Here is a 23722-nt window from a genome sequence, read left to right on the forward strand (position 1 = left end):
GTGCACTATTTCACGCTCGCGACCAAAGCTCAATAGTGACGCGGCGATCGTCGGATTCTATCGCCCCGATCGACGGTCCGTTCCGGGCGAACCGTTATAATCGATCCGTTTTCAACGCCATTCAGGAACTTTTGCATGTCCACCCGTCACGCACGCCTGCTCATCCTCGGCTCCGGCCCGGCCGGCTACACCGCCGCAGTCTATGCCGCCCGCGCCAACCTCTCGCCGGTGCTCGTCACCGGCATGGCGCAGGGCGGGCAGTTGATGACGACGACCGACGTGGACAACTGGCCGGCCGACGCCGACGGCGTGCTCGGCCCCGACCTGATGTCGCGCTTCGAGCGTCACGCGGCGCGCTTCGACACCGAGATGATCTTCGACCACGTGCACACGGTGAAACTCGGCGAACGTCCCTTCCGGCTGGTCGGAGACTCCGGCGAATACACCTGCGACGCGCTCATCATCGCCACCGGCGCGACCGCCAAGTATCTCGGCCTGCCATCCGAGGAGAAGTTCGCCGGGCGCGGCGTGTCCGCCTGCGCCACCTGCGACGGCTTCTTCTACCGCAATCAGGAAGTGGCCGTGGTCGGCGGCGGCAACACCGCCGTCGAGGAAGCGCTGTATCTGGCCAACATCGCCGAGAAGGTCACGCTGGTACACCGTCGCCAGCAGTTCCGCGCAGAGAAGATCATGATCGACAAGCTCATGGAGAAGGTTGCGGCGGGCAAGATCGAACTGGCACTCGATTCGACGCTGGATGAGATTCTCGGCGACGACAGTGGCGTAACCGGCATGCGTCTGAAGAGCACGGTGGATGGCTCCACGCGCGAACTCGCGCTGCACGGCGTGTTCATCGCCATCGGCCACAAGCCCAACACCGACATCTTCGAAGGTCAGCTGGAGATGGAAGGCGGCTACATCGTCACGCAGGCCGGGCGCAACGGCAACGCCACCGCCACCAGCGTGCCCGGCGTATTCGCCGCGGGCGACGTGCAGGACCACATCTACCGTCAGGCCGTCACGTCGGCTGCGACCGGCTGCATGGCCGCGCTCGACGCCGAACGCTACCTCGACGCGCTCGACTGAACCCGAAACTCATGGCCCGGCGCAAGTCGTCCCTCCCCGCCGGCAGCCTGGACGCACTCGAGCGCCTGCGTGGCCGGCTGATCGATCAGCCGGCCACGCCGTCGCGCCGACGTCCATCACCCGTCACGGACTCAACCGGCGAAGCGGACCCGGAGGATGCCGATCTGTTCCGGCGGACAATGGGCGACGTCGCGCCGATCGACGACGGCAACCGCGTCGAACTCCAGCGCCCGCGACCGGCTCCGGTGCCGCGTCCGCGCGCACCCGAGCCCGAGTCCGAAACGGAACGCCCGCGCCCCGAACGCGACCCGGCAAACCTGTCCGACAGCGCACTGTTTCGCGCCAGCATGGCCGACGTGCAACCGCTCGCCGACGACAACCGCGTGGAACTGTCCGGCGAGCGTGCCCGCGCCGGACGCCATCACGCCGCGCCGGCCGACCCGCTGGCCAAGCCCGACTCCGACGACACCCCGCCGCTACTGCCTGCCGACCCCGACGCGATGAGCGCGGACGGACTGTTCCGTCACGCGATGCGCGGCACGCAGCGCCTCGACGACGCCAACCGCGTCGTGCCCGAACGCGCTGCGCCCCCGCCCGAACCGCGCAAGTCGAGCGAGGACGAGGCCTTGGCGCTGCGCGAGACGATGGAAGCGGCAATCACCTTCGAGGATCGTCTCGACATGGGCGACGAAGCCGCCTTCCTGCGCCCCGGCCTGCCGCGGCGCGTCCTCGTCGACCTGCGCCGCGGGCGCTGGGCCCTGCAGGGTGAGGTGGACCTGCATGGCTACACGCGCGTCGAGGCGCGCGAGGCGTTGGGGCGCTTCCTTGCCGCCAGCCTGCAGCGCGGCGACCGCTGCGTGCGCGTCATCCACGGCAAGGGGCTGGGTTCGCCCGGGCGCGTGTCCATCCTCAAGCAGCTCTCGCGCGGCTGGCTCGCCCAGCGCGAGGAAATCCTCGCCTTCTGCCAGGCCGGCGCCAACCAGGGCGGCTCGGGGGCGCTGCTCGTGCTGTTGCGGGGCAACGCCGCACGCCCGCGCGACTGAAAACGCGAACGGGCCGCCCGCAGGCGACCCGTTTCGCTCACGACATCAGGATCAGGCCTAGAGCGCGTCCTCGTCCGTCTCGCCGGTGCGGATGCGCACCACCTGCTCGACCGGGGTGACGAAGATCTTGCCGTCGCCGATCTTGCCCGTACGCGCAGCCTTGACGATGGCCTCGATGGTAGCTTCGACCAGGCTGTCGGAGAGCACGATCTCGACCTTGATCTTGGGCAGGAAATCGACGACGTACTCGGCGCCGCGGTACAGCTCGGTGTGCCCCTTCTGCCGCCCGAAGCCCTTGACCTCGGTCACGGTGAGGCCGTTGACGCCGATTTCGGCCAGTGCTTCGCGCACCTCGTCGAGCTTGAACGGCTTGACGATGGCTTCGATTTTCTTCATCTGGTTTTCTCCTCGCACAATTCGGGGGACGCGGGGCGGCGTCGCGTCAGTACTCGTCGCGGTAGCGCGATGTTATCGGATAACGCCAGTCCCTGCCGAAGCCGCGTCGCGTCACGCGGATGCCCACCGGGGCCTGACGGCGCTTGTATTCGTTGCGCTTGAGCAGACCCACCACGCGCCGCACGTCGGCTTCGGCGAAGCCGCGCGCGATGATCTCGCGCGGCGCCTCGTCGCGCTCCATGTAGGCCTCGATGATGGCGTCGAGTATCTCGTAGGGCGGCAACGAATCCTGGTCCAGCTGATCGGCCTTGAGTTCGGCCGACGGCGGCCGCGTGATGATGTTCGCGGGAATCACCTCGCCCTGCCCATTGCGCCAGCGCGAGAGCCGATACACGGCGCACTTGTACAAGTCCTTGAGTACCGCGAAGCCGCCCGCCATGTCCCCGTAGAGCGTCGCGTAGCCGGTGGCCATCTCGCTCTTGTTGCCGGTGGTGAGCACGATGGCGCCGCTCTTGTTCGACAGCGCCATCAGGATCATGCCGCGGATGCGGCTTTGCAGGTTCTCTTCGGCAGTGTCCTCGGGCAGGCCGTGGAACTGTTCGGCGAGCATCCGCGCGAAGGTCTGCATCGCCGCCTCGATGCCGATCTCGTCATAGCGCACGCCCAGGCGGCGCACCATCTCGCGCGAGTCGTCGAGGCTCATCTGCGCCGTGTAGGGCGAGGGCATCATCACCGCGCGCACGCGCTCGGCACCCAGCGCATCGACCGCCACCGCCAGCGTCAGTGCCGAATCGATGCCGCCGGACAGGCCGATGATGGCGCCCGGAAAACCGTTCTTGCCGACGTAATCGCGCACCCCGGTGACCAGGGCCGCGTAGATTTCCGCATCCGCATCGGGTTCGGGCGCGCCCGGGCCCGCATGCCAGCGACCGCCGTCCAGGTGCACCACTTCCTGGCACTCTTCGAAGGACGGCGCACGCCACGCTACGCGCCCGTCGGCGTCGAGCGCGAAGGACGCGCCGTCGAACACCAGTTCATCCTGCCCTCCAACCAGGTTGCAATACAGGATGGGCAAGCCGGTTTCGGCCGCCCGTGCGTGCATCACGCCCAGGCGCAGCGAACGCTTGTCGACGTGAAACGGCGAGGCGTTGAGCGCCAGCAGCAGTTCGGCGCCGGCCTCGTGCGCGGCGCGCGCCGGCCCCGGCTCCCACAGATCCTCGCAGATCGCCACCCCGATCTTCACCCCGTCGAGCTCGAACACGCAGGCTTCCTGCCCCGGCGCGAAATAGCGTTGCTCGTCGAATACCGAATAGTTGGGCAGCGATCGCTTGCGGCACACTGCCAGCGTGACGCCCTCGCGCAACACCGAGGCCGTGTTGTAGCATCGGCCCGCATGCATCTCGGGATGGCCGAGCACGACCACCATGTCGCCGGCCGCAGCAGCCACGCGAGCCAGTTCGCGCTCGCAGGCACGGTGGAAGTCCGGCCGCAAGAGCAGGTCTTCGGGCGGATATCCGGACAAGGCCAGTTCGGGAGTGAGTACGATGCGGGCGCCTTGCGCGCGGGCCCGTTCGATCGCAGCGATGATGCGATCTGCATTGGCGGCGAGGTCGCCGACGACAAAATTGGCCTGTACGACGGCGATCGAGGTCACGGATTTCATGTGCGCCATGATACCGGCTTCGCCCGCCGCCCGGCATAGCGCGCGTGGGACGGCAGCGGCCCACGCTCACAATTGCTTACCGCCGCTTACCACGTGCCACTTCGCAATTTCCAATGTTGTCCTAGAATTGCAAGTCCACCCTTCGGGAGATTGGACGATGCGCAACTACCTTACCGTCCTGATCGCGCTGACAGCCTGTCCGGCGCTGGCTTTCGCGGCACCGGCCACGCAAGCCGACAATCGCATGCAGCTCAGCTTCGAGCTGGCCAGCGGCGACTACCACTGCGCGTTCGGCCAGCGCATCGACGTGCGCCGCGACGCCCGCTCGGCAAACATGCTCGATATCGGCTGGAAGGGCCGGCGCTACCAGCTCGAACGCGACCTGTCGTACTCGGGTCTGCCGCGCTACGAAGACAGCCGCAGCGGCCTTGTCTGGATCGACCTGCCATGGAAGGCGGTCCTCCTCGACGGGCGCACGCAAAAGCCCCTCGCCAACGACTGCAAGACCGTCTGACCCCTCCCGATCCGTTATGCTTGACGGCCCGCCGAGCCCGGCGGGCCGTTTGTTTTTGTGCATCCGAAGAATGTCCCAAACCCTCGTTCCACGACTCGTCCGCCACATCTCCCACATCGACGCATCCGCATGGGACGCGCTCGGCGACGGTCGCTGCTGTACGTCGCATGCCCTGCTCTCCAGTCTCGAGGACAGCGGCTCGGTCGGCGAAGGCACGGGCTGGCACCCGCAGCATCTCGTGCTTTTCGACGGCGACGCGCCGGTCGCGGCGATGCCGCTGTACGAGAAGCTGCATTCGTTTGGCGAGTACGTGTTCGACTGGGCCTGGGCCGACGCCTACCAGCGTCACGGGCTGGCCTATTATCCGAAGTGGCTGTCGGCGGTGCCGTTCACGCCGGTGCCGGGTGCGCGCCTGCTCGCCCGCGACGAGGCCACCCGCGCCGCCCTGGCCCGAACCGCGCGCGCCCTCGCCGACGAATCCGGTCTGTCGTCGATGCACGTACTGCTGCCCGGCCCACACGAAGCCGAGTTACTGGCAGAGAACGGTTTCATGCTGCGTCGCGGCGTGCAGTTCCACTGGCACGAACGCGGCTATCGCGACTTCGAGGATTTTCTGGCGGCGCTCAATCATGCCAAGCGCAAGAAGATCCGGCAGGAGCGCCGCCGCGCGGCCGCCCACGGACTCGAATGCCGGTGGCTCGACGGACACAGCGCCACGTGCGAGGACTGGGCCTTCTTCCACCACTGCTACGCGAGCACCTACGCGCTGCACCGCTCCACGCCCTACCTGACCCCGGCCTTCTTTCCGATGCTCGCCGCGCGCATGCCCGCGGGCGTACGCCTGCTCATCGCCTACCGCGACGCAACACCGGTCGCCTCTGCCTTCTTCCTGCTCGACGGGCAGGCCTTGTATGGTCGCTACTGGGGGGCGGTGGAAGATCTGCCCTTTCTGCACTTTGAGCTGTGCTACTACCGCGCGATCGAGTACTGCATTGCGCACCGCATCCCGCGCTTCGAAGGCGGCGCGCAGGGCGAGCACAAGATTTCGCGCGGGCTGGAGCCGGTCGAGACACGTTCGGCGCACTGGCTGCGCGACGAACGCTTCGCCGACGCGGTGGACCGCTTCCTCGAACACGAGTCCGCGGGCATCGACTTCTACCTCGGGGAACTGTCCGAGCGCGTCCCGTTCCGGCGCGAGGGACCGTGAGGCAGCCGTCTCAGGCCGGCGCGTCGAAGCCGGCGTCGATGATGGCCCGACGCAGGTCCTCTGGCGAAACCTGGGCCGGATCGAAGCGCACGCGCGCCTCGGCCTGCTCCAGACTGACCTCGACCTCCTGCACCCCTTCCAGGGCCTTGAGCACGCCGGTGACGTTGCGCACGCAACCGCCACAACTCATGCCTTCGACACGCATCGTCACTTCGCTCATCGACTTTTCTCCATTCAGGTCGCGCACACAACGCCACTCCAAAGATGGCCTCCGAGGCTGGGCGCATGATACAGCCCGAAAACGCCGAATCCCAGCACCACCAGACCCGCCACGAAACGCACTCGCGTGTCGCGCGTGAAGTCGCGAAAGCGCTTGAACAGCATGCCGGCGAGCATCAGGTTGGGTAAGGTTCCCAGGCCGAAGGCGAGCATCAGCAGCCCACCACGCACGGCTGATCCGGTAACCAGCGAGGTCGCCAGCACGCTATAGACCAGACCGCAGGGCAGAAAGCCCCACAGCAGCCCCAGCGGGAGCGCGCGCGCGGGCGTGCGCGCCGGCAGGAAGCGCGAGGTGTAGGGCTGGATGCGGCGCCACAACACGCCGCCGGCGCGCTCGACGGGCGCGAGCAGCTGCGTCATCCCGGTCAGGTACAGTCCGAGCAGGATCAGCATCACGTTGGCCGCCACGTACAGGGCGAGCTGTACCGGCAGCACGTCGCCGAGGAGCATGCCGGCACTGCCGACTGCCCCGGCGAACACGCCCAGCACGGTGTAGGTGGTGATGCGGCCCAGGTTGTAGGCGAGATGGATGGGCCACTGGCGCACCGAGCGGCCGGGCATCTGCACCGACAGCGCGCCGACGATGCCGCCGCACATCGCCACGCAATGCGTGCCGCCGAGGAGGCCGATCAGGAAGGCCGCGATATAGCCGGTCTCGGGCATGAATCAATGATTTGAGGCGCAGGGGAAGCGGGAGGATACCCGTCCTCGGGGACGATGGACAGCCCGCCGCGCGAGCGCGCGCTCAGATCACTTTCGAATAGCGCGCGCGCTCGCGATCGGCGCGCAGGTTGCGATCGAAGACCATCGCGATCACGCGCACCAGCAAACGTCCGGCCGGCTTCACGGTGATCCAGCCGTCGGCGATCTCGATCAGCCCGGCATCGGCCATTTCGCGCAGTTCGGCCAGCTCGGCGGCGAAGTAGTCCTCGAAGCGGATCAGGTGGGCAATCTCGATGGACTCCATCGACAGCTCGAAGTGGCACATCAGGCCCTGGATGACGGCACGACGCAGCACGTCGTCGGCCGACAGCTCGATGCCGCGCAGCACCGGCAGTTCGTCGCGGTCGAGCGCGTCGTAATAGTCGTCGATGATCTTGTGATTCTGCGCATACACCGGCCCGATGCTGGCGATGGCGGATACGCCGAAAGCCAGCAGGTCGCACTCGGACTGCGTCGAATAGCCCTGGAAATTGCGATGCAGACGGCCCTGACGCTGCGCCACGGCGAGTTCGTCGTCGGGGCGCGCGAAGTGGTCCATGCCGATATAGACATAACCCGCCTCGGTGAGCCGCCGGATCGCCAGCTTGAGGATCTGCAGCTTGCCGTCCGGATTGGGCAGCAGCGCCGCATCGATGCGACGCTGTGGCTTGAAGGTCGCCGGCAGGTGGGCGTAGCTGTAGAGCGAGATGCGGTCTGGCGCGAGTTCAATGACCTTGTCGAGCGTGCGATCGAAACTGGTCACGTTCTGCTTGGGCAGACCGTAGATCAGGTCGATGCTCACCGAACGAAAACCCGTGGCACGCGCCGCATCGAGCACCAGCTTGGTTTCCTCAAAGCTCTGGATGCGGTTGACCGCCTGCTGCACCTCGGGCTCGAAATCCTGCACGCCCAGGCTCATGCGGTTGAAACCCAGTTCGGCGAGCAGCGCCACGGTGTCGAAATCGACCTTGCGCGGATCGACCTCGATCGAGTATTCGCCGCCCGGCTTGAGGGTGAAATGCTCGCGCACCGACGCCATCAGGCCACGCATCTCGTCGTGCGACAGAAAGGTCGGCGTACCGCCACCAAGATGCAGTTGCGTGACTTCTCGACTGCCCTCCAGGCAGGCCGCCTGCAGCGCGATCTCCTTGGCGAGGTACTTCAGATACTTCGCGGAGCGACCATGATCCTTGGTGATGATCTTGTTGCACCCGCAGTAGTAGCAGATGGTGTTGCAGAAGGGGATATGGAAGTACAGCGACAGCGGTCGCGCCACCCCGCCCACGGAGCGCTTGCGCAGCCATTGCTTGAGCGCTTCGGCGTCGAAGGCCTCAACGAAACGATCTGCCGTGGGGTAGGATGTATATCTTGGCCCGCTGACGTCGAACCGACGGATCAAGGCGGGGTCGAAGACGAGTTCGTCGGGTCGGGTCATGGTCGTGGTTTGCATCATGGGTACAACGATCGCAGATTCCGCTTCGGCGCGGTTTGACGTGAGTCAAATGCGAGGGGCGCAGTTTCCGCGCCGCAGTGGAGAGCCTTGCAAGAGTGAGCAAATCGACGGTCCAGATCAGCCCGGCTGCGATGCAATCGGCGTGTTCCCAGTGCAACCTGCACGAGTTGTGCCTGCCCGTGGGCATGAGCATCGAGGACGTCGAGCGTCTCGACGCCCTGGTCGGCGCACGGCGCAAGGTCCGCCGCCAGCAGCCCCTGTATCGTGCGGGCGAGCCCTTCGAGGCGATCTACGCGATCAAGCTCGGCTGGTTCAAGACGGACGTGCTGCTCGAGGACGGTCGCGAGCAGGTGACCGGCTTCCAGATGTCCGGCGAGATGCTCGGTCTGGACGGCATCAGCACCGAGGTCCACACCTGCAACGCAGTCGCCCTGGAGGACAGCGAGGTGTGCGTGATTCCCTACGACCGGCTCGAGGAGCTGTCGCGCGAGGTCGAGGGCCTGCAGCACCAGTTCCACAAGGTCATGAGCCGCGAGATCGTGCGCGATCACGGCGTCATGATGCTGCTCGGCTCGATGCGCGCCGAAGAACGACTGGCCGCCTTCCTGCTCAACCTGTCGCAGCGTTTCAACGCGCGCGGCTTCTCACCGGCAGAATTCCATCTGCGCATGACGCGCGACGAAATCGGCTCCTATCTCGGGCTCAAGCTCGAGACGGTATCGCGTGCCTTCTCGCGCTTCCAGGACGAAGGCCTGGTCGCGGTGCAGCAAAAACACATCCGCATCCAGAATCTGACCGGACTACGGCGCCTCATCCAGCAACCTGCTGCACGCTGACGCGGCTCAGGCGTCGAGCACCTGCGCCTCGCCGGCCTGCGGAACGACGACGTTGCGCCAGCCAAGACGCGCTTCAATCACATCCCGAAAGGCCTGCGCCGCACTCGCCTCGCCATGCACGACGAAGGTGCGCCGCGGCGCATGCTCGAAGCCGCCCAGCCAGTCGAGCAAGCCCGGCTGGTCGGCATGCGCGGACAGGCCGCCCACGGTATGTACGCTGGCGTGCACCGGCACGCGCTCGCCGAAGAGCGTGACCTGGCGCACCCCATCGACCAGGCGCCGGCCGAGCGTCCCGCCCGCCTGGAAGCCGCAGATCACCACCGCACATTCGCGTCGCGGCAGGTTGTGCGCGAGATGGTGCTTGATGCGACCGGCCTCGCACATGCCGCTGGCCGACACGATCACCAGCCCCGACTTGCGCGCATTGAGCGCGATCGACTCCTCGACGTCGGCGACGAAGCGCACGCGCACCTTGTCCGGATGGGCCGAGACCCAGTCACGCAGGATGCGCGTGGGCGCGTCCCACAGATCGTCATGCTCGAAGGTCACGGCGGTGGCGCGCGTGGCCATCGGCGAATCGACGACGATCTCAAGCCTGGGCAGGCGGCCACGGCGCACCAGGTCGGCGAGCACGAAGATCACTTCCTGCGTCCGCCCTACCGCGAAGGCCGGAATCACGACGTTGCCGTGACGGCGTTCGAGCGTGTCCGAGAGGATCTCCACCAGTTCTTCCTCGGTCTCGGCCAGCGGCCGGTGTGCGCGGTTGCCGTAGGTCGATTCGACCACCAGCACGTCGGCGCGCGCGATGCGTGCCGGATCGCGCAGCACCGGCCGGCCGCGCATGCCAAGATCCCCCGAGAACACCAGCCGCTGCTTGTGCCCGCCCGCATCGACGTCGATCTCGACGATCGCCGAGCCGAGGATGTGACCGGCTTCGCGGAAAGTGACTTCGACGCCGCTTGCGGGCGAGAACGGCTCGTCGTAACGCCGGCCGCGCAAGCGCGCCAGACTGGCCCGTGCTTGCTCCACTGTGTACAGCGGCGCCGTATTGACCGCGCCGCCACGCCGCGCGCGCTTGCGGCGTGTGGCCCATTCGGCCTCCTGCTCCTGGATGTGGCCGGCGTCGAGCAGCATCACCTCGAGCAGATCGGTGGTGGCCTGCGTGCAATGCACACGACCACGCCAGCCCAGCGCGACCAGCCGCGGCAGCAGGCCGGAGTGGTCCAGGTGCGCGTGCGTGAGCACGACGAAATCGATCTTCTCCAGATCGAAGTCGAGCGCCTGCAGGTTGCGTCGTTCTGCATCGCGCCCACCCTGGAACATGCCGCAGTCGACGAGAAAACTGCCGCCCTCGTGCTCGATGCGCGCGCACGAACCCGTGACCTCGCCGGCCGCGCCGTGGAACGTGATTCTCATAAATACCCCAAAGTGACAGGATGCTTGCACAGGCCCGATGACAAGGCTGGCTATAATGACGTCATCGCCAACCCAAAGCGGAGCGCACCATGTTCAAACACATTCTGGTCCCGACCGACGGTTCCGAACTGTCGCAGGCTTCGGTTGCGAACGCCGTACGTCTTGCGGCGACGCTCGGTGCCCAGGTAACGATCTATTACGCGCAACCGGACTTTCCGATGCCGATCTACGGTGAGGGGGCGCTCATCGACCCGACCACGCCGGAACAGTTCGCGCAGTCCGCCGAAGCCGAGGCCAAGGCCATTCTGGCGCGCGCCAAGCAACTCGCCGACGAGGCGAACGTCGCCGCCGATACCGACACCGACGTTTGCGAGGTGCCATGGGAAGGCATCATCGACGCGGCCAACCGCCACAACTGCGACCTGATCTTCATGGCCTCGCACGGGCGCCGCGGCATCGCCGGCCTGCTGCTTGGCAGCGAGGCGCAGAAGGTGCTCTCGCACAGCGAGATTCCGGTGCTGATCCACCGCTGAGGCCGGAAGCGCGCGGCGCTGCTCAGCCGTGAGCGTGGTGACGACCGACAGGGGGCGGATGCGCGCGCGGCGGACGCCCGACCAGGTACAGCGTGAGCAGGCTGGACGCCGCGCACACCGCCCAGAAGGCGAAGAATCCGATCGAATAGGTGGCGATCGGCGAGAACGCGACAGTCTCGCCGAAGAGGTAAAACTCACGCGGATTGACCAGCGTGAAGAACAGGCTCTCGGCCACACCGGCGACGAGAAAAGACGGCCACAGCACCAGGATCCACTTCATCCGCGATTCCCCTCAGAGTTCGGATGTTTCTGTCCGCACCGCCACGTCTGACGCGGGCGTGCGCGCACCCTGCCACTTCCGTGACGAGTATGTGCCCGAGGCGGGAAAGAATCAAACTTCGTAGGGGAGGATGCGCACCGTGGCGCCATCGGGCACCTGTACGTCGCCATGCAGGCGCCAGGCCCGCTCGCGGTCTTCGATCTGGATGTGCCAGCGCCCGGCCGTCAGCGATGCCAGCGGGCCGACGTACTGACCGCCATAGCCCGCTTCCAGACGCAACACCTGATCGAAGCCGGCGCGCGTCGGGTGGATCACGCTGACGACGATCTCGCGCGGCAGTTCCACCCCGTCGCGCGCCGACAGGCGCACGCGGATCTCGCCGGCGCGCAGACTCAGGTCGGCGACCATGCCGAGTTCGGCCGCCTGCGCCGAACGGGCCATGGTCTGGTCGATCGCCCGACCCTGACGGTAGTAGTCGTCGACCACCAGACCGTCGTTGGTGGTGATGGCCAGATACAGCAGCACGAAGCCCAGCACCATCGCCGTGACCGGAGCGATCATCAGGATCCACGGCCAGCGCTGGCGATACCAGGGTGTGGGGTGTGCGTCGGTAGCGGTATTCATCTTGTCTTCCCTGTTCATCGCGGCAGGATGAAGGTGCTCTGCTCACGCACCGTCGCGCTCTCCGCTTCGATCTCGAACTCGATGTCGTAGATGCCCGGCTCGGCCACGTCGTACGGCACGCGCACGTTCACCAGCACCGACTCCAGGCCGGCTGCTGGCAGCAGCGCGATGGTCGGCCCGGCGATGGTCATCGAGTCAAGGCCCGACACGCCGATGTGCACCTCGCGCGGCATCTCCGACATGTTCATCACCTGCAGGCGGTAGACGTTCTCGATCAGGCCGCCGGGCACCTCGCGGGCGAGCGAGGCGCGGTCGCGGATGACGTCCACGCGCACGTCCGGGCGCAGCACCAGGGCGGCCAGCGTTGCCGCACAGATGGCCATCAGCAGGGCCGCGTAGATGAGGATGCGCGGGCGCAACACATGTCGGAGGATGTCGCGCTTGCCCCAGTGCTGGCGCACGGCGTTCTCGGTCGAATAGCGGATCAGGCCGCGCTCGTAGCCCATGCGGTCCATGACGTCGTTGCAGCCGTCGATGCAGGCCCCACAGCCGATGCATTCGTACTGCAGGCCGTCGCGGATATCGATACCGGTCGGACAGACCTGCACGCACACCGTGCAATCGACGCAGTCACCCTTGCCCACCGACGCCGGATCGACGCCCTTCTTGCGCGAGCCGCGCGGCTCGCCGCGTTCGGTGTCGTAGGTCACGACCAGCGTGTCGGGGTCGAACATCACGCCCTGGAAGCGCGCGTACGGGCACATGTACAGGCACACCTGCTCGCGCATCACGCCGGCGAACACATAGGTGAAGATGGCGTAGAACAGCGTCCAGAACAGCACCCAGCCGCTCACGTCGAAGGTCGCGAAGGACTCGATCAGACCGTCGAGCGGCGTGAAGTAGGCGACGAAGGTAAAGCCCGTCCACAACGCCACCGCAGCCCACACCAGATACTTCGCGGCGCGGCGCAGCGCCTTGTTCGCGCTCATCGGCGCCGCGTCGAGCTTGCGTCGCGCCACGTGGTCGCCCTCGATCTTCTCCTCGATCCACATGAAGATCTCTGTATAGACCGTCTGCGGACAGGTGTAGCCGCACCACAGGCGGCCGGCGATCGCGGTGAAGAAGAACAGGCCGAAGGCCGAGATGATCAGCAGCACGGCCAGGTAGAACACGTCCTGCGGCCAGAATACCCAGCCCCAGATGTAGAACTTGCGCTCGGCCAGATGGAACAACACCGCCTGGCGTTCGTTCCATTCCAGCCACGGCAGGCCGTAGTAGAGAATCTGCGTGAACCACACGAAGAACCAGCGCCAGTTGGTGAAGTTGCCCTTCGCCGAACGGACGTGGAGTTTCTTGCGCGAGACGTAGAGCGAATCGGTCTGAATGGGCTGTTCGCTCACGCTGCGTTTGCTCTCGGCCATGCTGCTTCCGTGTAATTGCGACAATGCCCGTCCGGACGCTGTCCGGACGGGCGGGTCGATGAAGTGTCAGGTCACCTTACTGCGCGGGCTTGTTCGACAGGCTCCACACGTAGGCGGTGAGCACATGCACCTTGTCCTCGCCGAGGAACTCGCCAAAGGCCGGCATGCGGTTCTGACGCCCCTGCGTGATGGTCTCGACGATCGTCGCCTCACTCGAACCCCACAGCCAGGTGTTGTCAGTCAGGTTGGGCGCGCCCATCGCGGGATTGCCCTGCGCCTCGGCTCCGTGACAGACCGCGCAGTTGGCCTGGAACAGGTCGACGCCGCGCTGCGCGCGCAACGAATCATGGGCCAGCCCATTGAGCGAGCGCACATAGTGCGCGACGTTGCGCACGCCCTCGGGGCCGAGTGCGGCGCCCAGCGGCGGCATTACGCCGACGCGGCCGTTGGTGACGGTGGTTTCGATCGCTTCAGGCGATCCGCCGTACAGCCACACGTCGTCGCTCAGGCGCGGGAAGCCGCGCGAGCCGCCAGCGTCCGAACCGTGGCACTGCACACAGTATGTCTGGAACAGTCGCGAACCCATCGCGATCGCATCCGGATCGGCGGCCACGGCCGGCACGTCCTGCTCGCGATACTTGGCGAAGATCGGCCCGAAGCGATCATCCGCATCGGAAACCTCGGTCTGGTATTGCCCCACCGAAGTCCAGCCGAGCACACCGCGGAAATTGCCGAAGCCCGGATACAGCGCCAGATACACGACGGCGAAGATCAGCGTCGCCCAGAACAGGTACAGCCACCAGCGCGGCAGCGGGTTGTTGTACTCGGCGATGTCCTCGTCCCACACGTGACCGTGCAGGTCGACCGGACCGGGTTCGGGCTTCTTGTTGTTCGACATCAGCACGAACAACAGGAACACCAGGCTCAGGGCCACGATCACCATGACCCAGCCATTCCAGAAGCCGCTCACGAAGTCAGCCATTTTGATTTCCTTGCTTGGTGTGTCCGTCACGGCGGGCGGACACGTCCTCATCATCTTCGGTGAAGGGCAGCATCGCGGCTTCGTCGAAACGCTTGCGGGCATGCCGGCTGTAGGCCCACACGCAGATGCCCACGAAGCACAGGAAACCCACAACGGTGACGATGATCCTCAGGTCGTTGATATCCACGACGCCCCTCCCTTAATCACTTGAAGTTCGACAGCGCGGTGCCCAGACCCTGCAGGTAGGCGATGACCGCATCCATCTCGGTCTTGCCTTCCAGCGCCTGCTTGGCGTTGGCGATCTCGGCGTCGCTGTAGGGGTGGCCGAGTGCGCGCAGCGCTTCCATCTTCTTGTCGATGGAACTGGCGTCGACCGGACGCTGCAGCCACGGGAAGGCCGGCATGTTGGACTCCGGCACCACCGCGCGCGGATTGATCAGGTGCACGCGATGCCACTCGTCCGAGTAACGGCCGCCGACGCGCGCCAGATCCGGACCGGTACGCTTGGAGCCCCACAGGAACGGACGATCGTAGATGTACTCACCCGCCACCGAGTAATGGCCGTAACGCTCGGTCTCGGCGCGGAACGGACGGATCATCTGCGAGTGGCAGTTGGAACAGCCTTCACGGATGTAGATGTCGCGTCCGGCCAGACGCACGGCGTCGTAGGGCTTGATATCGAGCGGATTGCCGGCACGGTCGATGGGCTTGGTGGTCGAGTGCTGGAAGAACAGCGGCACGATTTCGACCAGGCCGGCGACGCTCACCGTGGCGAGCGTCAGCACGATCATCAGGCCGACGCTGCGCTCGATCAGGTCATGTTTCAACTTGCTCATTGACGATGACTCCTCAGTGCGCAGCAGCCGGTTCGAGCACCGGTGCGTTGTAGGTCTTCTCGCCGGAGATGGTCTTGATGGTGTTGTACAGCATCAGGAACATGCCGGTGAGGAACAGGATCCCGCCGATCAGGCGGATGTTCCAGAACGGATAGCTGGCCTTGACGCTCTCGATGAACGAGTAGGTCAGCGTGCCGTCGGCGTTGACCGCGCGCCACATCAGGCCCTGCATCACGCCGGCGATCCACATCGAGGCGATGTACAGCACGATGCCGATGGTGGCGATCCAGAAGTGCGCGGTGATCAGCGGCACCGAGTACATCTCGGTCTTGCCGTACATGCGCGGGATCAGGTAATACACCGAGCCGATGGAGATCATTGCCACCCAGCCCAGCGCCCCCGAGTGCACGTGGCCGATGGTCCAGTCCGTGTAGTGCGACAGCGCGTTGACGGTCTTGATCGACATCATCGGACCTTCGAAGGTCGACATGCCGTAGAAGGACAGCGACACGATCAGGAACTTCAGGATCGGGTCGGTACGCAGCTTGTGCCAGGCACCCGACAGGGTCATGACACCGTTGATCATGCCGCCCCACGAAGGCGCCAGCAGGATCAGCGAGAACACCATGCCCACCGACTGGGTCCAGTCAGGCAGCGCGGTGTAGTGCAGGTGGTGCGGGCCGGCCCACATGTAGGTGAAGATCAGCGCCCAGAAGTGCACCACCGACAGACGGTAGGAATACACCGGACGGCCGGCCTGCTTGGGCACGAAGTAGTACATCATGCCGAGGAAGCCCGCGGTCAGAAAGAAGCCCACCGCGTTGTGGCCATACCACCACTGGATCATCGCGTCCTGCGCACCGGCGTAGGCCGAGTACGACTTCCAGAAGGTGACCGGAATCGCCGCGCTGTTGACGATGTGCAGCAGCGCCACGGTCAGGATGAAGGCGCCGAAGAACCAGTTCGCGACGTAGATGTGGGAGACCTTTCGCTTGGCGATGGTGCCGAAGAACACGGTCGCGTAGGACACCCAGACCAGGGCGATCAGGATGTCGAGGGGCCACTCGAGTTCGGCGTATTCCTTGCTGGTGGTCAGGCCCATCGGCAGCGTGATGATCGCCGCGACGATGACCGCCTGCCAGCCCCAGAAAGTAAAGGCCGCCAACCGCGGCATAAACAGCGGCGCGTGACAAGTGCGCTGCACGACGTAGTAGGAGGTCGCGAACAGCGCACAGCCGCCGAATGCGAAGATCACCGCATTGGTGTGCAGCGGGCGCAGCCGTCCGAAGTGGAACCATTCACCCAGTTCGCTCAGGTTCAACGCCGGCCATGCGAGCTGGGCGGCGATGATGACGCCGACCAGCATGCCGACGATGCCCCAGACCACGGTCATCAGGGCGAACTGGCGAACGACTTTGTAGTGATAAGTCGCCTGCGATTGCACTTGGGTTACTCCTCTAGGTTTTCGAAACGGTATCCGGCGACCGCGGCTGCCAGCTCCCGACGGCCGGGCGCGAGAATAGTCCCGCAAGCGCCCCGTCGCACTGACCCCGGTCAAACGGACGCAATATTACTTTTTTCGTAGGCAGAAGTCTTGCCGAAATGCACTGAAAAGCATTTGCACGAACAAAAAAACGGGGTGCGGATGCCGCACCCCCAACCCCAACAGAGAGACTTGCAATCAATGACCCGGTGGCGGACAGAGCCGCGCAGGGGCCACGGAGCAAGTATGTCACTGAGCCAGGGGGGCTGTTTTGATCTGGATCAAGTCGATGAATCGTCCTCGTCGCGCCGGGCCTGTTCGCGTCGGGCGCGGGCCTCGAGCTCTTCGCGCTCGCGGGGCGGATCGGGGTCGTCGGCGATGATGCGGAAGGCGGGCCCTTCCAGGTCGTCGAACTGGCCGCCCCGTAAAGTGCGGAAGAATATCACGCCGATCACGAAGACCAGGACCACCGACAGCGGGATCAGGATGTAGAGCCCGTATTCCATGCGTGCACTCCTCAACTCCCCGCGCGGCGCTGCAGGCGCAGCGCGTTGAGCACCACCAGCAGCGAACTGGCCGCCATGCCCAGACCTGCCATCCACGGCGTGATCAGGCCGGCCATCGCCAGCGGCACCGAGGTGAAATTGTACGCGAAGGACCACCACAGGTTCTCGCGTACCACACGCAAGGTCTTGCGCGCATGGGAAATTCCGTCGGACAGCCCGTCGAGCCGCTCGGAGAGCAGCACGATATCGCCCTGGTTTCGTGCCAGTTCGGTGCCACTACCCATCGCGATCGACAACTGCGCCTGCGCCAGCACCGGCGCGTCGTTGACGCCATCGCCCAGCATCGCCACCACCGCGCCGGGCTCGCCCTGCCAGGCCGCCACCCGCGCCTGCTTGTCCTCCGGCGTCATGCCGGCATGGGCCTCGGAGATCCCGAGGCGTTGCGCCACCGCGCGCACGGCGGCCTCGCCGTCGCCGGACACGATGGCCATCGGCACGCCCTCGCGCGCCAGGCGCGAGATCAGCACCGGCGCATCCTCGCGCGGCGTATCAGCCAGCACGAAACGCGCCCGCCAGCCGCGCTCGCCGCCCAGGGCGACCACCGAACCGTCGCCCGCCTCCGTTGCGTCGAACGCGGGCTCGACGCCAGCCAGTTGGGCCACGAAGTCCGGCCGGCCGATGCGCACGCGTTCGCCCTGCAGCATCGCCTCCACGCCCTGTCCGGTCACCGCCTGAACATCGACCAGCGTCGGCAACACAAGCCCTGCGCCGGAGCGGCGCAACGCCGCGGCGATGGCGTGTTCCGAGCCCTGCTCCAGCGCCGCGCCCAGTGCGCGCGCACCGGCCTCGTCGCCGTCGAGCGCCTCCACGCACTCGACGCGCATCTCGCCGTGAGTCAGCGTGCCGGTCTTGTCGAAGACGAAGCGGTTGGCCGTGGCCAGCGCCTCGATGGCGTGGCCGCGCGTGACCAGAATGCCCATGCGCGCGAGCGCGTCGGTGGCCACCGTCAGCGCGGTCGGCGTGGCCAGCGACAGCGCGCACGGGCAGGCCACGACCAACACCGAGACGAACACCCACAGCGCGCGATCGGGGTCGATGAACTGCCAGACGATCAGGGTCGCGGTCGAGAGCGCGAGCAAGGCGACGATGAACACGCGCGCGACACGGTCGGCCTGGGTGGCGATGGCCGGGCGCTCCTCGGCGGCGCGGTCGATGAGTCGGCGAATCGCCGCCAGCCGCGTGGCCTCGCCCACCTGGCGCACTTCGACCACGATCGGACTGGAAACGTTGATGCTGCCGCCGGTCACCTGCGCGCCGACGGCCTTGGGCACCGCCCGGCTCTCGCCGGTGAGCAAGGCCTCGTTGGCGGAACTCGTACCGTCGACGACGACACCATCGACGGCGATGACCTCGCCCGGGCGCACGCGCACGCGGTCCCCCGGCGCGAGTTGCGAGACCGGCACGCGCTCGCCGACGCCGGCGGCATCGAGTCGTTCGGCAAAGGCCGGCAGCACCTTGCCCAGTTCCTCGACGCCGCGCACCGCCTTCTGGCGCGCAAGCATCTCCAGGTAGCGCCCGCACAGCAGCAGGAAGACGAACATCGTGACCGAATCGAAATACACCTCCGGCCCGTCGATGAGCGTCGCCCATACGCTGGCCGCAAAGGCGCTGCCCACGCCCAGCGCGACCGGCACGTCCATGCCCAGCGCACGCAGCTTGAGGTCGCGCCAGGCACGGCGGAAGAACGGCGCGGCCGAATAGAACACCACCGGCACGGTGAGAATCAGGCTCGCCCAGCGCATCAGCAACTCGGCGTCACGCGACAGGTCGCCCTCGCCGGCGATGTAGGCCGGATAGGCGTACATCATCACCTGCATCATGCCGAAGCCGGCGACGAACACGCGCCACAGCATGGAGCGACGCTCGCGATGCGCGACCTGTTCGAGCCGCTCGGCGTCATACGGATAGGCGCGATAGCCGATGGCGGCGATCGCCGCCAGGATGCTGGACAACTGCGTCACGCGCGTGTCCCAACGCACGCGCGCGCGTCGCGTCGCGTAGTTGACCTCCATCAGCGTCACCCCGCGCTGGGCGGTGACATGGCGTTCGTTGAGCCATACGCAGGCCGCGCAGGTAATGCCTTCGAGGATCAGCGCCGCCTCGCGTTCGTGCTCGCCGACGAGTCGCACGAAGCCCTGCTGGAAATCCGGATGGTCGAACAGGCCGAGAGCCTGCAGTTCGGCCGGCATGGCCTCGCGCACCGGCTCAGGCATGGCGTCGCGGTGACGGTAGTAGTCGGCCAGGCCGTTGTCGACGATGGCACTCGCGACGGCCTCACAGCCGGCACAGCACATGCGCCGCTCGACATCGTCGATGCGCACCCAGTGCGAGGTGCCCGACGGGACGGGCAGGCCGCAGTGATAGCAGTCGGCCACCTCGTCAGACTCGTTGGCGACAGGGGAAGGAACGGAACTCATGCGGGCGGGCGTGACGCGCAAGCCAGACGAACCCGGCTCGGGAAAGCCTGCGTTGTATCACGATTCGCCCGGCGAGCGCCTTGCGCGCGGTCAACTCCGCGGCTTCGGGCGCCTGTCCTGCAATGCGCTCAGCGACACCAACAGGTCGCTGAAACGCTCACCCTGCACGGTGACGTGGTCGCGCAGCAGTTGCGCGGCGCGCTCGCCCTCGCCCGCCACGATGGCCTCGGTGATCGCATTGTGCTCATCGAAGGACGCGCGCACGCGGTCGCGCACATGCAGCTGCATGCGCCGATACGGGCGCAGGCGACGCTGCAGCGAGCGCGCCTGATCGATCAGGAACTGATTGTGGCTGGCTGCGTAGATCGCCTGGTGGAAGCGCTCGTTGACGTAGAAGTAGGCATTCGGATCACCGCCGTCGAGCACGCGCTGACTTTCCTCGTGCACGGCCACGAGCTGTTCGCGGTCGGCCGGCGTGAGGCGGCGCGCAGCCACGCGTGCGCACATCGCCTCCAACTCGGCCATCACCTCGAACATCTCGCACAGGCGCTGAGGTGTAATCTCTACCACGACGGCGCCGCGCCGCGGACGCATCTCGACCAGGCCTTCGGAATCGAGCTGGATCAGCGCCTCGCGGATGGGCGTGCGCGACACGCCGAACTCCTCGGCCAGCTCGGATTCGTCCAGACGCATGGCCGGCGGATACTCGCCGGTAGCGATGCGCTCTTCGATGGTTTCGCGCAGGGTTTCTGAGCGACGAGTCGCTGCGGGGTGGGGTTCGGGACCGTTCATCGGGTTCCTGTCCAGCGTCGCGGGCGCGCGCCCGGACCGGTTTGACGAGTCTTCATCTTAGGCTATTCTCGTATACAAAAAAGGCTATTTGGAATACAAACTAGCCCTGCATGCTTGCCCACGGGCATCGGCCGCCCGCCGAAGCGGTCGACGCAAATGCACCAAGCATAGGCGAAGCGGTTTCGGCACGACAACAATATTTCGATTGGAGACAAAGACATGACCCGTACCCTACCCGCCGCCCGCAGGGGCTTTCTGCGCACCGCGATGACCGTGGCCGCCGCCGTCACCTTCGGTGCCGGCCTCGCCGGTCAGGCCTCGGCCCAGGAGACGCTGCGCCTGTCGCACCAGTGGTCGACCAACGACATCCGTCACAAGGTCGCCCAGATCATCGCCGACGAGGTCGAGAAGGCTGACGTCGGTCTCAAGATCCAGATCTTCCCGAGCCAGTCGCTGTTCAAGGCGCGCGACCAGTGGGGCGCGGCCTCGAGCGGCCGTCTGGACATGATGGTGCTGCCGTTGTCCTACGCCGGCGGCCGTCACCCCGAGTTCAACCTCACGCTGATGCCCGGTCTGGTGAAGAACCACGCACACGCCAAGCGCATCAACGAATCGGCCTTCATGGACGAGATCGAGAAAATCGCCAACGCCAACGGCGTGGTGACCGTGGCCAAGGGCTGGCTCGCCGGCGGCTTCGCGTCCACCGGCAAGTGCATCCGCCAGCCCGATGACGTTCAGGGCATGCAGATGCGCGCGGCCGGCAAGGCCTTCGAGCAGATGCTCGCCGGCGCCGGCGCGTCGATCGCCTCGATGCCCAGCTCCGAGGCCTACAACGCACTGCAGACCGGCGTCATCGACGCGCTCAACACCAGTTCGTCGAGCTTCGTGTCGTATCGCATCTACGAGCAGGTCAAGTGCTACACACCGGCCGCCGACTACGCGCTGTGGTTCATGTACCAGCCGGTGATGATGTCCAAGCGTGCCTACGACAACCTCAACGACGCGCAGAAGGCCGCGCTGGCTGCCGCTTCCGAGAAGGCCGAGGCCTATTACGCCGAGGAAGGCGCCAAGGAAGACGCGACCTCGATCGACGTGTTCAAGAAGGCTGGCATCGAGATCGCGCTGATGACCGAGGCTGACTTCAACGCCTGGCGCAAGCTGGCCGAGCAGACCTCCTACAAGGCCTTCAACGAGGAAGTGAAGGGCGGCCAGAAGCTGCTCGACCTCGCCCTGTCAGTGGATTGACCCCGTCCGAGGCCGGCACCCCGCAAGGGTGCCGGCCTTTTCGCGTCCGCACTTCCGGAGCATCGCAATGCTTCTCTACGTCCGAACCGTGCACGCGCTGTCCCGCCTGTGCGGTCTGGCTGCCGCGACGATGATCGTCGCGTCGGTCCTCATCGTCTGCCAGCTGGTGTTCATGCGCTACGTGCTCAACGCCTCGACCGTGTGGCAGACCGAAGTGGTGGTCTACCTGATGATTGGCGCGACCCTGGTCGGCATGCCCTATGTGCAGCTGATCCGCGGCCACATCAACGTTGACCTGCTGCCCCTGTATCTGCGCACCGGCGCACCGCGCCGACGCCTGTTCGTCGCCTGCGTCGTCCTGCAGGCGGCTGCCTGCGGCCTCATCGCCTGGTTTGCCGGCCACCTGTGGTTTGAGGCCGTATCCGGCGGCTGGCGCTCCGAATCGGTGTTCGGCACGCCGCTGTGGATTCCCTACCTGGCCATGCCGTTGGGCTTCGGCCTGCTGGTCCTGCAGTACTTCGCCGACTTGCTCACCGCCATCGGCTGCGACGACCCCTTCGTCGCACCGGACAAGCGCACACCTGCCGCACAGGGGGAGAACTGACATGGATCCCCTGCTGCTCAGTCTCTTCGTGCTGATCGTCACCGTCGCCGTGCTCTTCTCCGGTGTGTCGGTGAGCATCGGCCTGATCATCGTCTCGATCTTCTTCATCGTCTGGCAGGACGGCACCTACGGCCTGGCGATCCTGCCCGAGGTGCTGTTCGGCAAGCTCGACAGCTTCGCCCTGCTGTCGATTCCGATGTTCATCCTGATGGGCGCGGCCGTCGCTTCGTCGCGTGCCGGTGCCGACCTGTACGCGATGCTCGAGCGCTGGCTCACGCGCGTGCCCGGCGGTCTGGTGGTGTCCAACCTGGGCGCCTGCGCGCTGTTCTCGGCGATGTCCGGCTCCTCGCCGGCGACCTGCGCGGCCATCGGCAAGATGGGCATTCCCGAGATGATCAAGCGCGGCTACCCGAAAGGGGTGGCGGCCGGCTCGATCGCGGCCGGCGGCACGCTGGGCATCCTGATCCCGCCCAGCGTCACGATGATCGTCTACGGCATCGCCACCGAGACCTCCATCGGCCGACTGTTCCTCGCCGGCATTCTTCCCGGCCTGATGCTCACGGCCCTGTTCATGGCCTGGGCGATCTGGTCGACCTGGCGTCAGGCCGGCGCCCACGTGGTGGTCTCCAACATCAAGTACACGCTCGCCGAGAAGCTGGAACTCGCGCCCAAGATCGTGCCTTTCCTGCTGATCATCGTCGGTGTGCTCTATGCACTGTACGGCGGCGTGGCCACGCCCTCCGAGGCGGCGGGCGTGGGCGCGGCCTTCTGCGTGCTGCTGGCAGTGGTGATCTACGGCATGTGGCGCGGCAAGGCGCTGTTCCACGTGTTCCGCGACTGCACCAAGGAATCGGTGATGATCATGGTCATCATCGGCGCCTCGGGCATGTTCGGCTTCATGCTCTCGAGCCTGTACATCACCCAGTCGATCGCCGAGTGGATCATCGACCTGCAGCTCAATCCCTGGGCGCTGATGGCGATGATCAACCTGTTTTTGCTGTGCGCGGGCTTCTTCCTGCCGCCGGTGGCGGTGATCCTGATGACCGCGCCCATCCTGCTGCCCATCATCACCGAAGCCGGCTTCGACCCCTACTGGTTCGCCGTGGTGCTGACCATCAACATGGAGATCGGCCTGATCACCCCGCCGGTGGGTCTCAACCTGTACGTCATCAACGGCATCGCGCCGGACATCCGCCTGCAGACCATTCTGTGGGGCTCGCTGCCCTACGTCGGCTGCATGGTGCTGGCCATCGTGCTGCTGTGCATCTTCCCCGGCATCGCGACCTGGTTCCCCGAGTTCCTGATGGGCCCGGCGGTATGACGCATCCGGCCCCGGTCTCGGCC

Annotated in this window: 25 protein-coding genes; 9 read left to right on the forward strand and 16 right to left on the reverse strand. The window is 66.1% G+C overall.

Annotated elements, in window-relative coordinates:
- Positions 1 to 135 precede the first annotated feature (135 nt).
- Both trxB and C0099_RS10655 read left to right on the forward strand, forming a co-directional pair.
- Positions 136 to 1086, forward strand: coding sequence for a thioredoxin-disulfide reductase (gene trxB / locus C0099_RS10650; protein WP_102247391.1), 951 nt, complete (start codon positions 136 to 138; stop codon positions 1084 to 1086).
- A gap of 11 nt (positions 1087 to 1097) precedes the next feature.
- Entirely contained in the window at positions 1098 to 2129 is a 1032-nt protein-coding gene (locus tag C0099_RS10655) for a Smr/MutS family protein (RefSeq protein WP_102247392.1), read from the forward strand.
- 57 nt (positions 2130 to 2186) lie between these two features.
- Here C0099_RS10655 and C0099_RS10660 read toward each other — a convergent pair whose 3' ends face one another.
- Both C0099_RS10660 and C0099_RS10665 read right to left on the reverse strand, forming a co-directional pair.
- Positions 2187 to 2525, reverse strand: a complete 339-nt coding sequence (locus C0099_RS10660) for a P-II family nitrogen regulator (RefSeq protein WP_102247393.1) — start codon at positions 2523 to 2525, stop codon at positions 2187 to 2189.
- Positions 2526 to 2571: 46 nt separating this feature from the next.
- Positions 2572 to 4188 (reverse strand): NAD+ synthase, encoded by a 1617-nt coding sequence (locus C0099_RS10665; protein ID WP_173768999.1) that lies wholly within the window; start codon positions 4186 to 4188, stop codon positions 2572 to 2574.
- Positions 4189 to 4345: 157 nt separating this feature from the next.
- Between C0099_RS10665 and C0099_RS10670 the strand changes: the two genes are divergently transcribed.
- Positions 4346 to 4702 (forward strand): hypothetical protein, encoded by a 357-nt coding sequence (locus C0099_RS10670; RefSeq protein WP_102247395.1) that lies wholly within the window; start codon positions 4346 to 4348, stop codon positions 4700 to 4702.
- A gap of 70 nt (positions 4703 to 4772) precedes the next feature.
- A complete protein-coding gene (locus C0099_RS10675) occupies positions 4773 to 5909 on the forward strand; it encodes a GNAT family N-acetyltransferase (RefSeq protein ID WP_102247396.1) in 1137 nt (378 codons plus the stop codon).
- Between the two features lie 10 nt (positions 5910 to 5919).
- Here C0099_RS10675 and C0099_RS10680 read toward each other — a convergent pair whose 3' ends face one another.
- The 3 genes from C0099_RS10680 to hemN form a co-directional block, all read right to left on the reverse strand.
- Positions 5920 to 6129, reverse strand: a complete 210-nt coding sequence (locus tag C0099_RS10680) for a heavy-metal-associated domain-containing protein (protein ID WP_102247397.1) — start codon at positions 6127 to 6129, stop codon at positions 5920 to 5922.
- Positions 6130 to 6143: 14 nt separating this feature from the next.
- Positions 6144 to 6851, reverse strand: a complete 708-nt coding sequence (locus tag C0099_RS10685) for a sulfite exporter TauE/SafE family protein (RefSeq protein WP_102247398.1) — start codon at positions 6849 to 6851, stop codon at positions 6144 to 6146.
- Between the two features lie 82 nt (positions 6852 to 6933).
- Positions 6934 to 8325 (reverse strand): oxygen-independent coproporphyrinogen III oxidase, encoded by a 1392-nt coding sequence (gene hemN, locus C0099_RS10690; protein ID WP_102248476.1) that lies wholly within the window; start codon positions 8323 to 8325, stop codon positions 6934 to 6936.
- A 113-nt stretch (positions 8326 to 8438) separates the two neighbouring features.
- On the opposite strand from hemN, the gene fnr reads away from it, so the two are divergent.
- Complete coding sequence (gene fnr, locus C0099_RS10695; RefSeq protein ID WP_228151570.1) at positions 8439 to 9179, forward strand: fumarate/nitrate reduction transcriptional regulator Fnr; 741 nt, start codon at positions 8439 to 8441, stop codon at positions 9177 to 9179.
- A 6-nt stretch (positions 9180 to 9185) separates the two neighbouring features.
- Here the strand turns inward: fnr and C0099_RS10700 are convergent, their stop codons facing one another.
- On the reverse strand, positions 9186 to 10595 hold the full coding sequence (locus C0099_RS10700; protein WP_102247400.1) for an MBL fold metallo-hydrolase RNA specificity domain-containing protein: 1410 nt from the start codon (positions 10593 to 10595) through the stop codon (positions 9186 to 9188).
- Positions 10596 to 10684: 89 nt separating this feature from the next.
- On the opposite strand from C0099_RS10700, the gene C0099_RS10705 reads away from it, so the two are divergent.
- The gene (locus tag C0099_RS10705) at positions 10685 to 11128 is read left to right on the forward strand and encodes a universal stress protein (RefSeq protein ID WP_102247401.1); all 444 of its coding nucleotides are present in this window, start codon (positions 10685 to 10687) and stop codon (positions 11126 to 11128) included.
- Positions 11129 to 11150: 22 nt separating this feature from the next.
- On the opposite strand, the gene C0099_RS10710 is transcribed toward C0099_RS10705, so the two are convergent.
- From C0099_RS10710 to C0099_RS10755, 10 genes are all read right to left on the reverse strand, one after another.
- Complete coding sequence (locus C0099_RS10710; protein WP_102247402.1) at positions 11151 to 11408, reverse strand: hypothetical protein; 258 nt, start codon at positions 11406 to 11408, stop codon at positions 11151 to 11153.
- A 111-nt stretch (positions 11409 to 11519) separates the two neighbouring features.
- On the reverse strand, positions 11520 to 12032 hold the full coding sequence (locus C0099_RS10715; RefSeq protein WP_102247403.1) for a FixH family protein: 513 nt from the start codon (positions 12030 to 12032) through the stop codon (positions 11520 to 11522).
- A gap of 14 nt (positions 12033 to 12046) precedes the next feature.
- Positions 12047 to 13453, reverse strand: coding sequence for a cytochrome c oxidase accessory protein CcoG (gene ccoG, locus C0099_RS10720; protein WP_102247404.1), 1407 nt, complete (start codon positions 13451 to 13453; stop codon positions 12047 to 12049).
- Between the two features lie 76 nt (positions 13454 to 13529).
- Positions 13530 to 14435, reverse strand: coding sequence for a cytochrome-c oxidase, cbb3-type subunit III (ccoP, locus tag C0099_RS10725; RefSeq protein WP_102247405.1), 906 nt, complete (start codon positions 14433 to 14435; stop codon positions 13530 to 13532).
- Positions 14428 to 14622: a cbb3-type cytochrome oxidase subunit 3 gene (locus C0099_RS10730; RefSeq protein ID WP_102247406.1), complete on the reverse strand. Its 195-nt coding sequence runs from the start codon at positions 14620 to 14622 to the stop codon at positions 14428 to 14430. The genes ccoP and C0099_RS10730 overlap by 8 nt, the downstream gene beginning before the upstream one ends.
- Positions 14623 to 14638: 16 nt before the next feature.
- Positions 14639 to 15271, reverse strand: coding sequence for a cytochrome-c oxidase, cbb3-type subunit II (gene ccoO / locus C0099_RS10735; RefSeq protein WP_102247407.1), 633 nt, complete (start codon positions 15269 to 15271; stop codon positions 14639 to 14641).
- A 13-nt stretch (positions 15272 to 15284) separates the two neighbouring features.
- Positions 15285 to 16715 (reverse strand): cytochrome-c oxidase, cbb3-type subunit I, encoded by a 1431-nt coding sequence (ccoN, locus tag C0099_RS10740; protein ID WP_102247408.1) that lies wholly within the window; start codon positions 16713 to 16715, stop codon positions 15285 to 15287.
- A 320-nt stretch (positions 16716 to 17035) separates the two neighbouring features.
- Positions 17036 to 17260, reverse strand: a complete 225-nt coding sequence (gene ccoS, locus C0099_RS10745; RefSeq protein WP_102247409.1) for a cbb3-type cytochrome oxidase assembly protein CcoS — start codon at positions 17258 to 17260, stop codon at positions 17036 to 17038.
- An 11-nt stretch (positions 17261 to 17271) separates the two neighbouring features.
- Positions 17272 to 19737, reverse strand: coding sequence for a heavy metal translocating P-type ATPase (locus tag C0099_RS10750; RefSeq protein WP_102247410.1), 2466 nt, complete (start codon positions 19735 to 19737; stop codon positions 17272 to 17274).
- Between the two features lie 90 nt (positions 19738 to 19827).
- Positions 19828 to 20529, reverse strand: coding sequence for a GntR family transcriptional regulator (locus tag C0099_RS10755; protein WP_102247411.1), 702 nt, complete (start codon positions 20527 to 20529; stop codon positions 19828 to 19830).
- 219 nt (positions 20530 to 20748) lie between these two features.
- Between C0099_RS10755 and dctP the strand changes: the two genes are divergently transcribed.
- The 3 genes from dctP (at position 20749) to C0099_RS10770 (ending at position 23699) form a co-directional block, all read left to right on the forward strand.
- Positions 20749 to 21774, forward strand: coding sequence for a TRAP transporter substrate-binding protein DctP (gene dctP / locus C0099_RS10760; RefSeq protein ID WP_199797599.1), 1026 nt, complete (start codon positions 20749 to 20751; stop codon positions 21772 to 21774).
- 67 nt (positions 21775 to 21841) lie between these two features.
- Positions 21842 to 22378 (forward strand): TRAP transporter small permease subunit, encoded by a 537-nt coding sequence (locus C0099_RS10765; RefSeq protein ID WP_102247413.1) that lies wholly within the window; start codon positions 21842 to 21844, stop codon positions 22376 to 22378.
- A 1-nt stretch (position 22379) separates the two neighbouring features.
- Positions 22380 to 23699: a TRAP transporter large permease gene (locus C0099_RS10770; RefSeq protein ID WP_102247414.1), complete on the forward strand. Its 1320-nt coding sequence runs from the start codon at positions 22380 to 22382 to the stop codon at positions 23697 to 23699.
- Positions 23700 to 23722 lie beyond the last annotated feature (23 nt).

Source organism: Pseudazoarcus pumilus, assembly GCF_002872475.1.
GTDB lineage: Bacteria > Pseudomonadota > Gammaproteobacteria > Burkholderiales > Rhodocyclaceae > Pseudazoarcus > Pseudazoarcus pumilus.

What these genes read in the sequence shown, in the direction of transcription:
- C0099_RS10715 (WP_102247403.1), bottom strand. Translation starts at nt 12,032, where the DNA reads ATGAATACCGCTACCGACGCACACCCCACACCCTGGTATCGCCAGCGC.
- ccoP (WP_102247405.1), bottom strand. Translation starts at nt 14,435, where the DNA reads ATGGCTGACTTCGTGAGCGGCTTCTGGAATGGCTGGGTCATGGTGATC.
- ccoS (WP_102247409.1), bottom strand. Translation starts at nt 17,260, where the DNA reads ATGGAATACGGGCTCTACATCCTGATCCCGCTGTCGGTGGTCCTGGTC.
- C0099_RS10665 (WP_173768999.1), bottom strand. Translation starts at nt 4,188, where the DNA reads ATGAAATCCGTGACCTCGATCGCCGTCGTACAGGCCAATTTTGTCGTC.
- C0099_RS10755 (WP_102247411.1), bottom strand. Translation starts at nt 20,529, where the DNA reads ATGAACGGTCCCGAACCCCACCCCGCAGCGACTCGTCGCTCAGAAACC.
- C0099_RS10700 (WP_102247400.1), bottom strand. Translation starts at nt 10,595, where the DNA reads ATGAGAATCACGTTCCACGGCGCGGCCGGCGAGGTCACGGGTTCGTGC.
- C0099_RS10670 (WP_102247395.1), top strand. Translation starts at nt 4,346, where the DNA reads ATGCGCAACTACCTTACCGTCCTGATCGCGCTGACAGCCTGTCCGGCG.
- C0099_RS10710 (WP_102247402.1), bottom strand. Translation starts at nt 11,408, where the DNA reads ATGAAGTGGATCCTGGTGCTGTGGCCGTCTTTTCTCGTCGCCGGTGTG.
- trxB (WP_102247391.1), top strand. Translation starts at nt 136, where the DNA reads ATGTCCACCCGTCACGCACGCCTGCTCATCCTCGGCTCCGGCCCGGCC.
- C0099_RS10675 (WP_102247396.1), top strand. Translation starts at nt 4,773, where the DNA reads ATGTCCCAAACCCTCGTTCCACGACTCGTCCGCCACATCTCCCACATC.
- ccoO (WP_102247407.1), bottom strand. Translation starts at nt 15,271, where the DNA reads ATGAGCAAGTTGAAACATGACCTGATCGAGCGCAGCGTCGGCCTGATG.
- ccoG (WP_102247404.1), bottom strand. Translation starts at nt 13,453, where the DNA reads ATGGCCGAGAGCAAACGCAGCGTGAGCGAACAGCCCATTCAGACCGAT.
- C0099_RS10770 (WP_102247414.1), top strand. Translation starts at nt 22,380, where the DNA reads ATGGATCCCCTGCTGCTCAGTCTCTTCGTGCTGATCGTCACCGTCGCC.
- C0099_RS10705 (WP_102247401.1), top strand. Translation starts at nt 10,685, where the DNA reads ATGTTCAAACACATTCTGGTCCCGACCGACGGTTCCGAACTGTCGCAG.
- C0099_RS10750 (WP_102247410.1), bottom strand. Translation starts at nt 19,737, where the DNA reads ATGAGTTCCGTTCCTTCCCCTGTCGCCAACGAGTCTGACGAGGTGGCC.
- dctP (WP_199797599.1), top strand. Translation starts at nt 20,749, where the DNA reads ATGACCCGTACCCTACCCGCCGCCCGCAGGGGCTTTCTGCGCACCGCG.
- C0099_RS10685 (WP_102247398.1), bottom strand. Translation starts at nt 6,851, where the DNA reads ATGCCCGAGACCGGCTATATCGCGGCCTTCCTGATCGGCCTCCTCGGC.
- C0099_RS10660 (WP_102247393.1), bottom strand. Translation starts at nt 2,525, where the DNA reads ATGAAGAAAATCGAAGCCATCGTCAAGCCGTTCAAGCTCGACGAGGTG.
- hemN (WP_102248476.1), bottom strand. Translation starts at nt 8,325, where the DNA reads ATGACCCGACCCGACGAACTCGTCTTCGACCCCGCCTTGATCCGTCGG.
- C0099_RS10655 (WP_102247392.1), top strand. Translation starts at nt 1,098, where the DNA reads ATGGCCCGGCGCAAGTCGTCCCTCCCCGCCGGCAGCCTGGACGCACTC.
- C0099_RS10680 (WP_102247397.1), bottom strand. Translation starts at nt 6,129, where the DNA reads ATGAGCGAAGTGACGATGCGTGTCGAAGGCATGAGTTGTGGCGGTTGC.
- C0099_RS10765 (WP_102247413.1), top strand. Translation starts at nt 21,842, where the DNA reads ATGCTTCTCTACGTCCGAACCGTGCACGCGCTGTCCCGCCTGTGCGGT.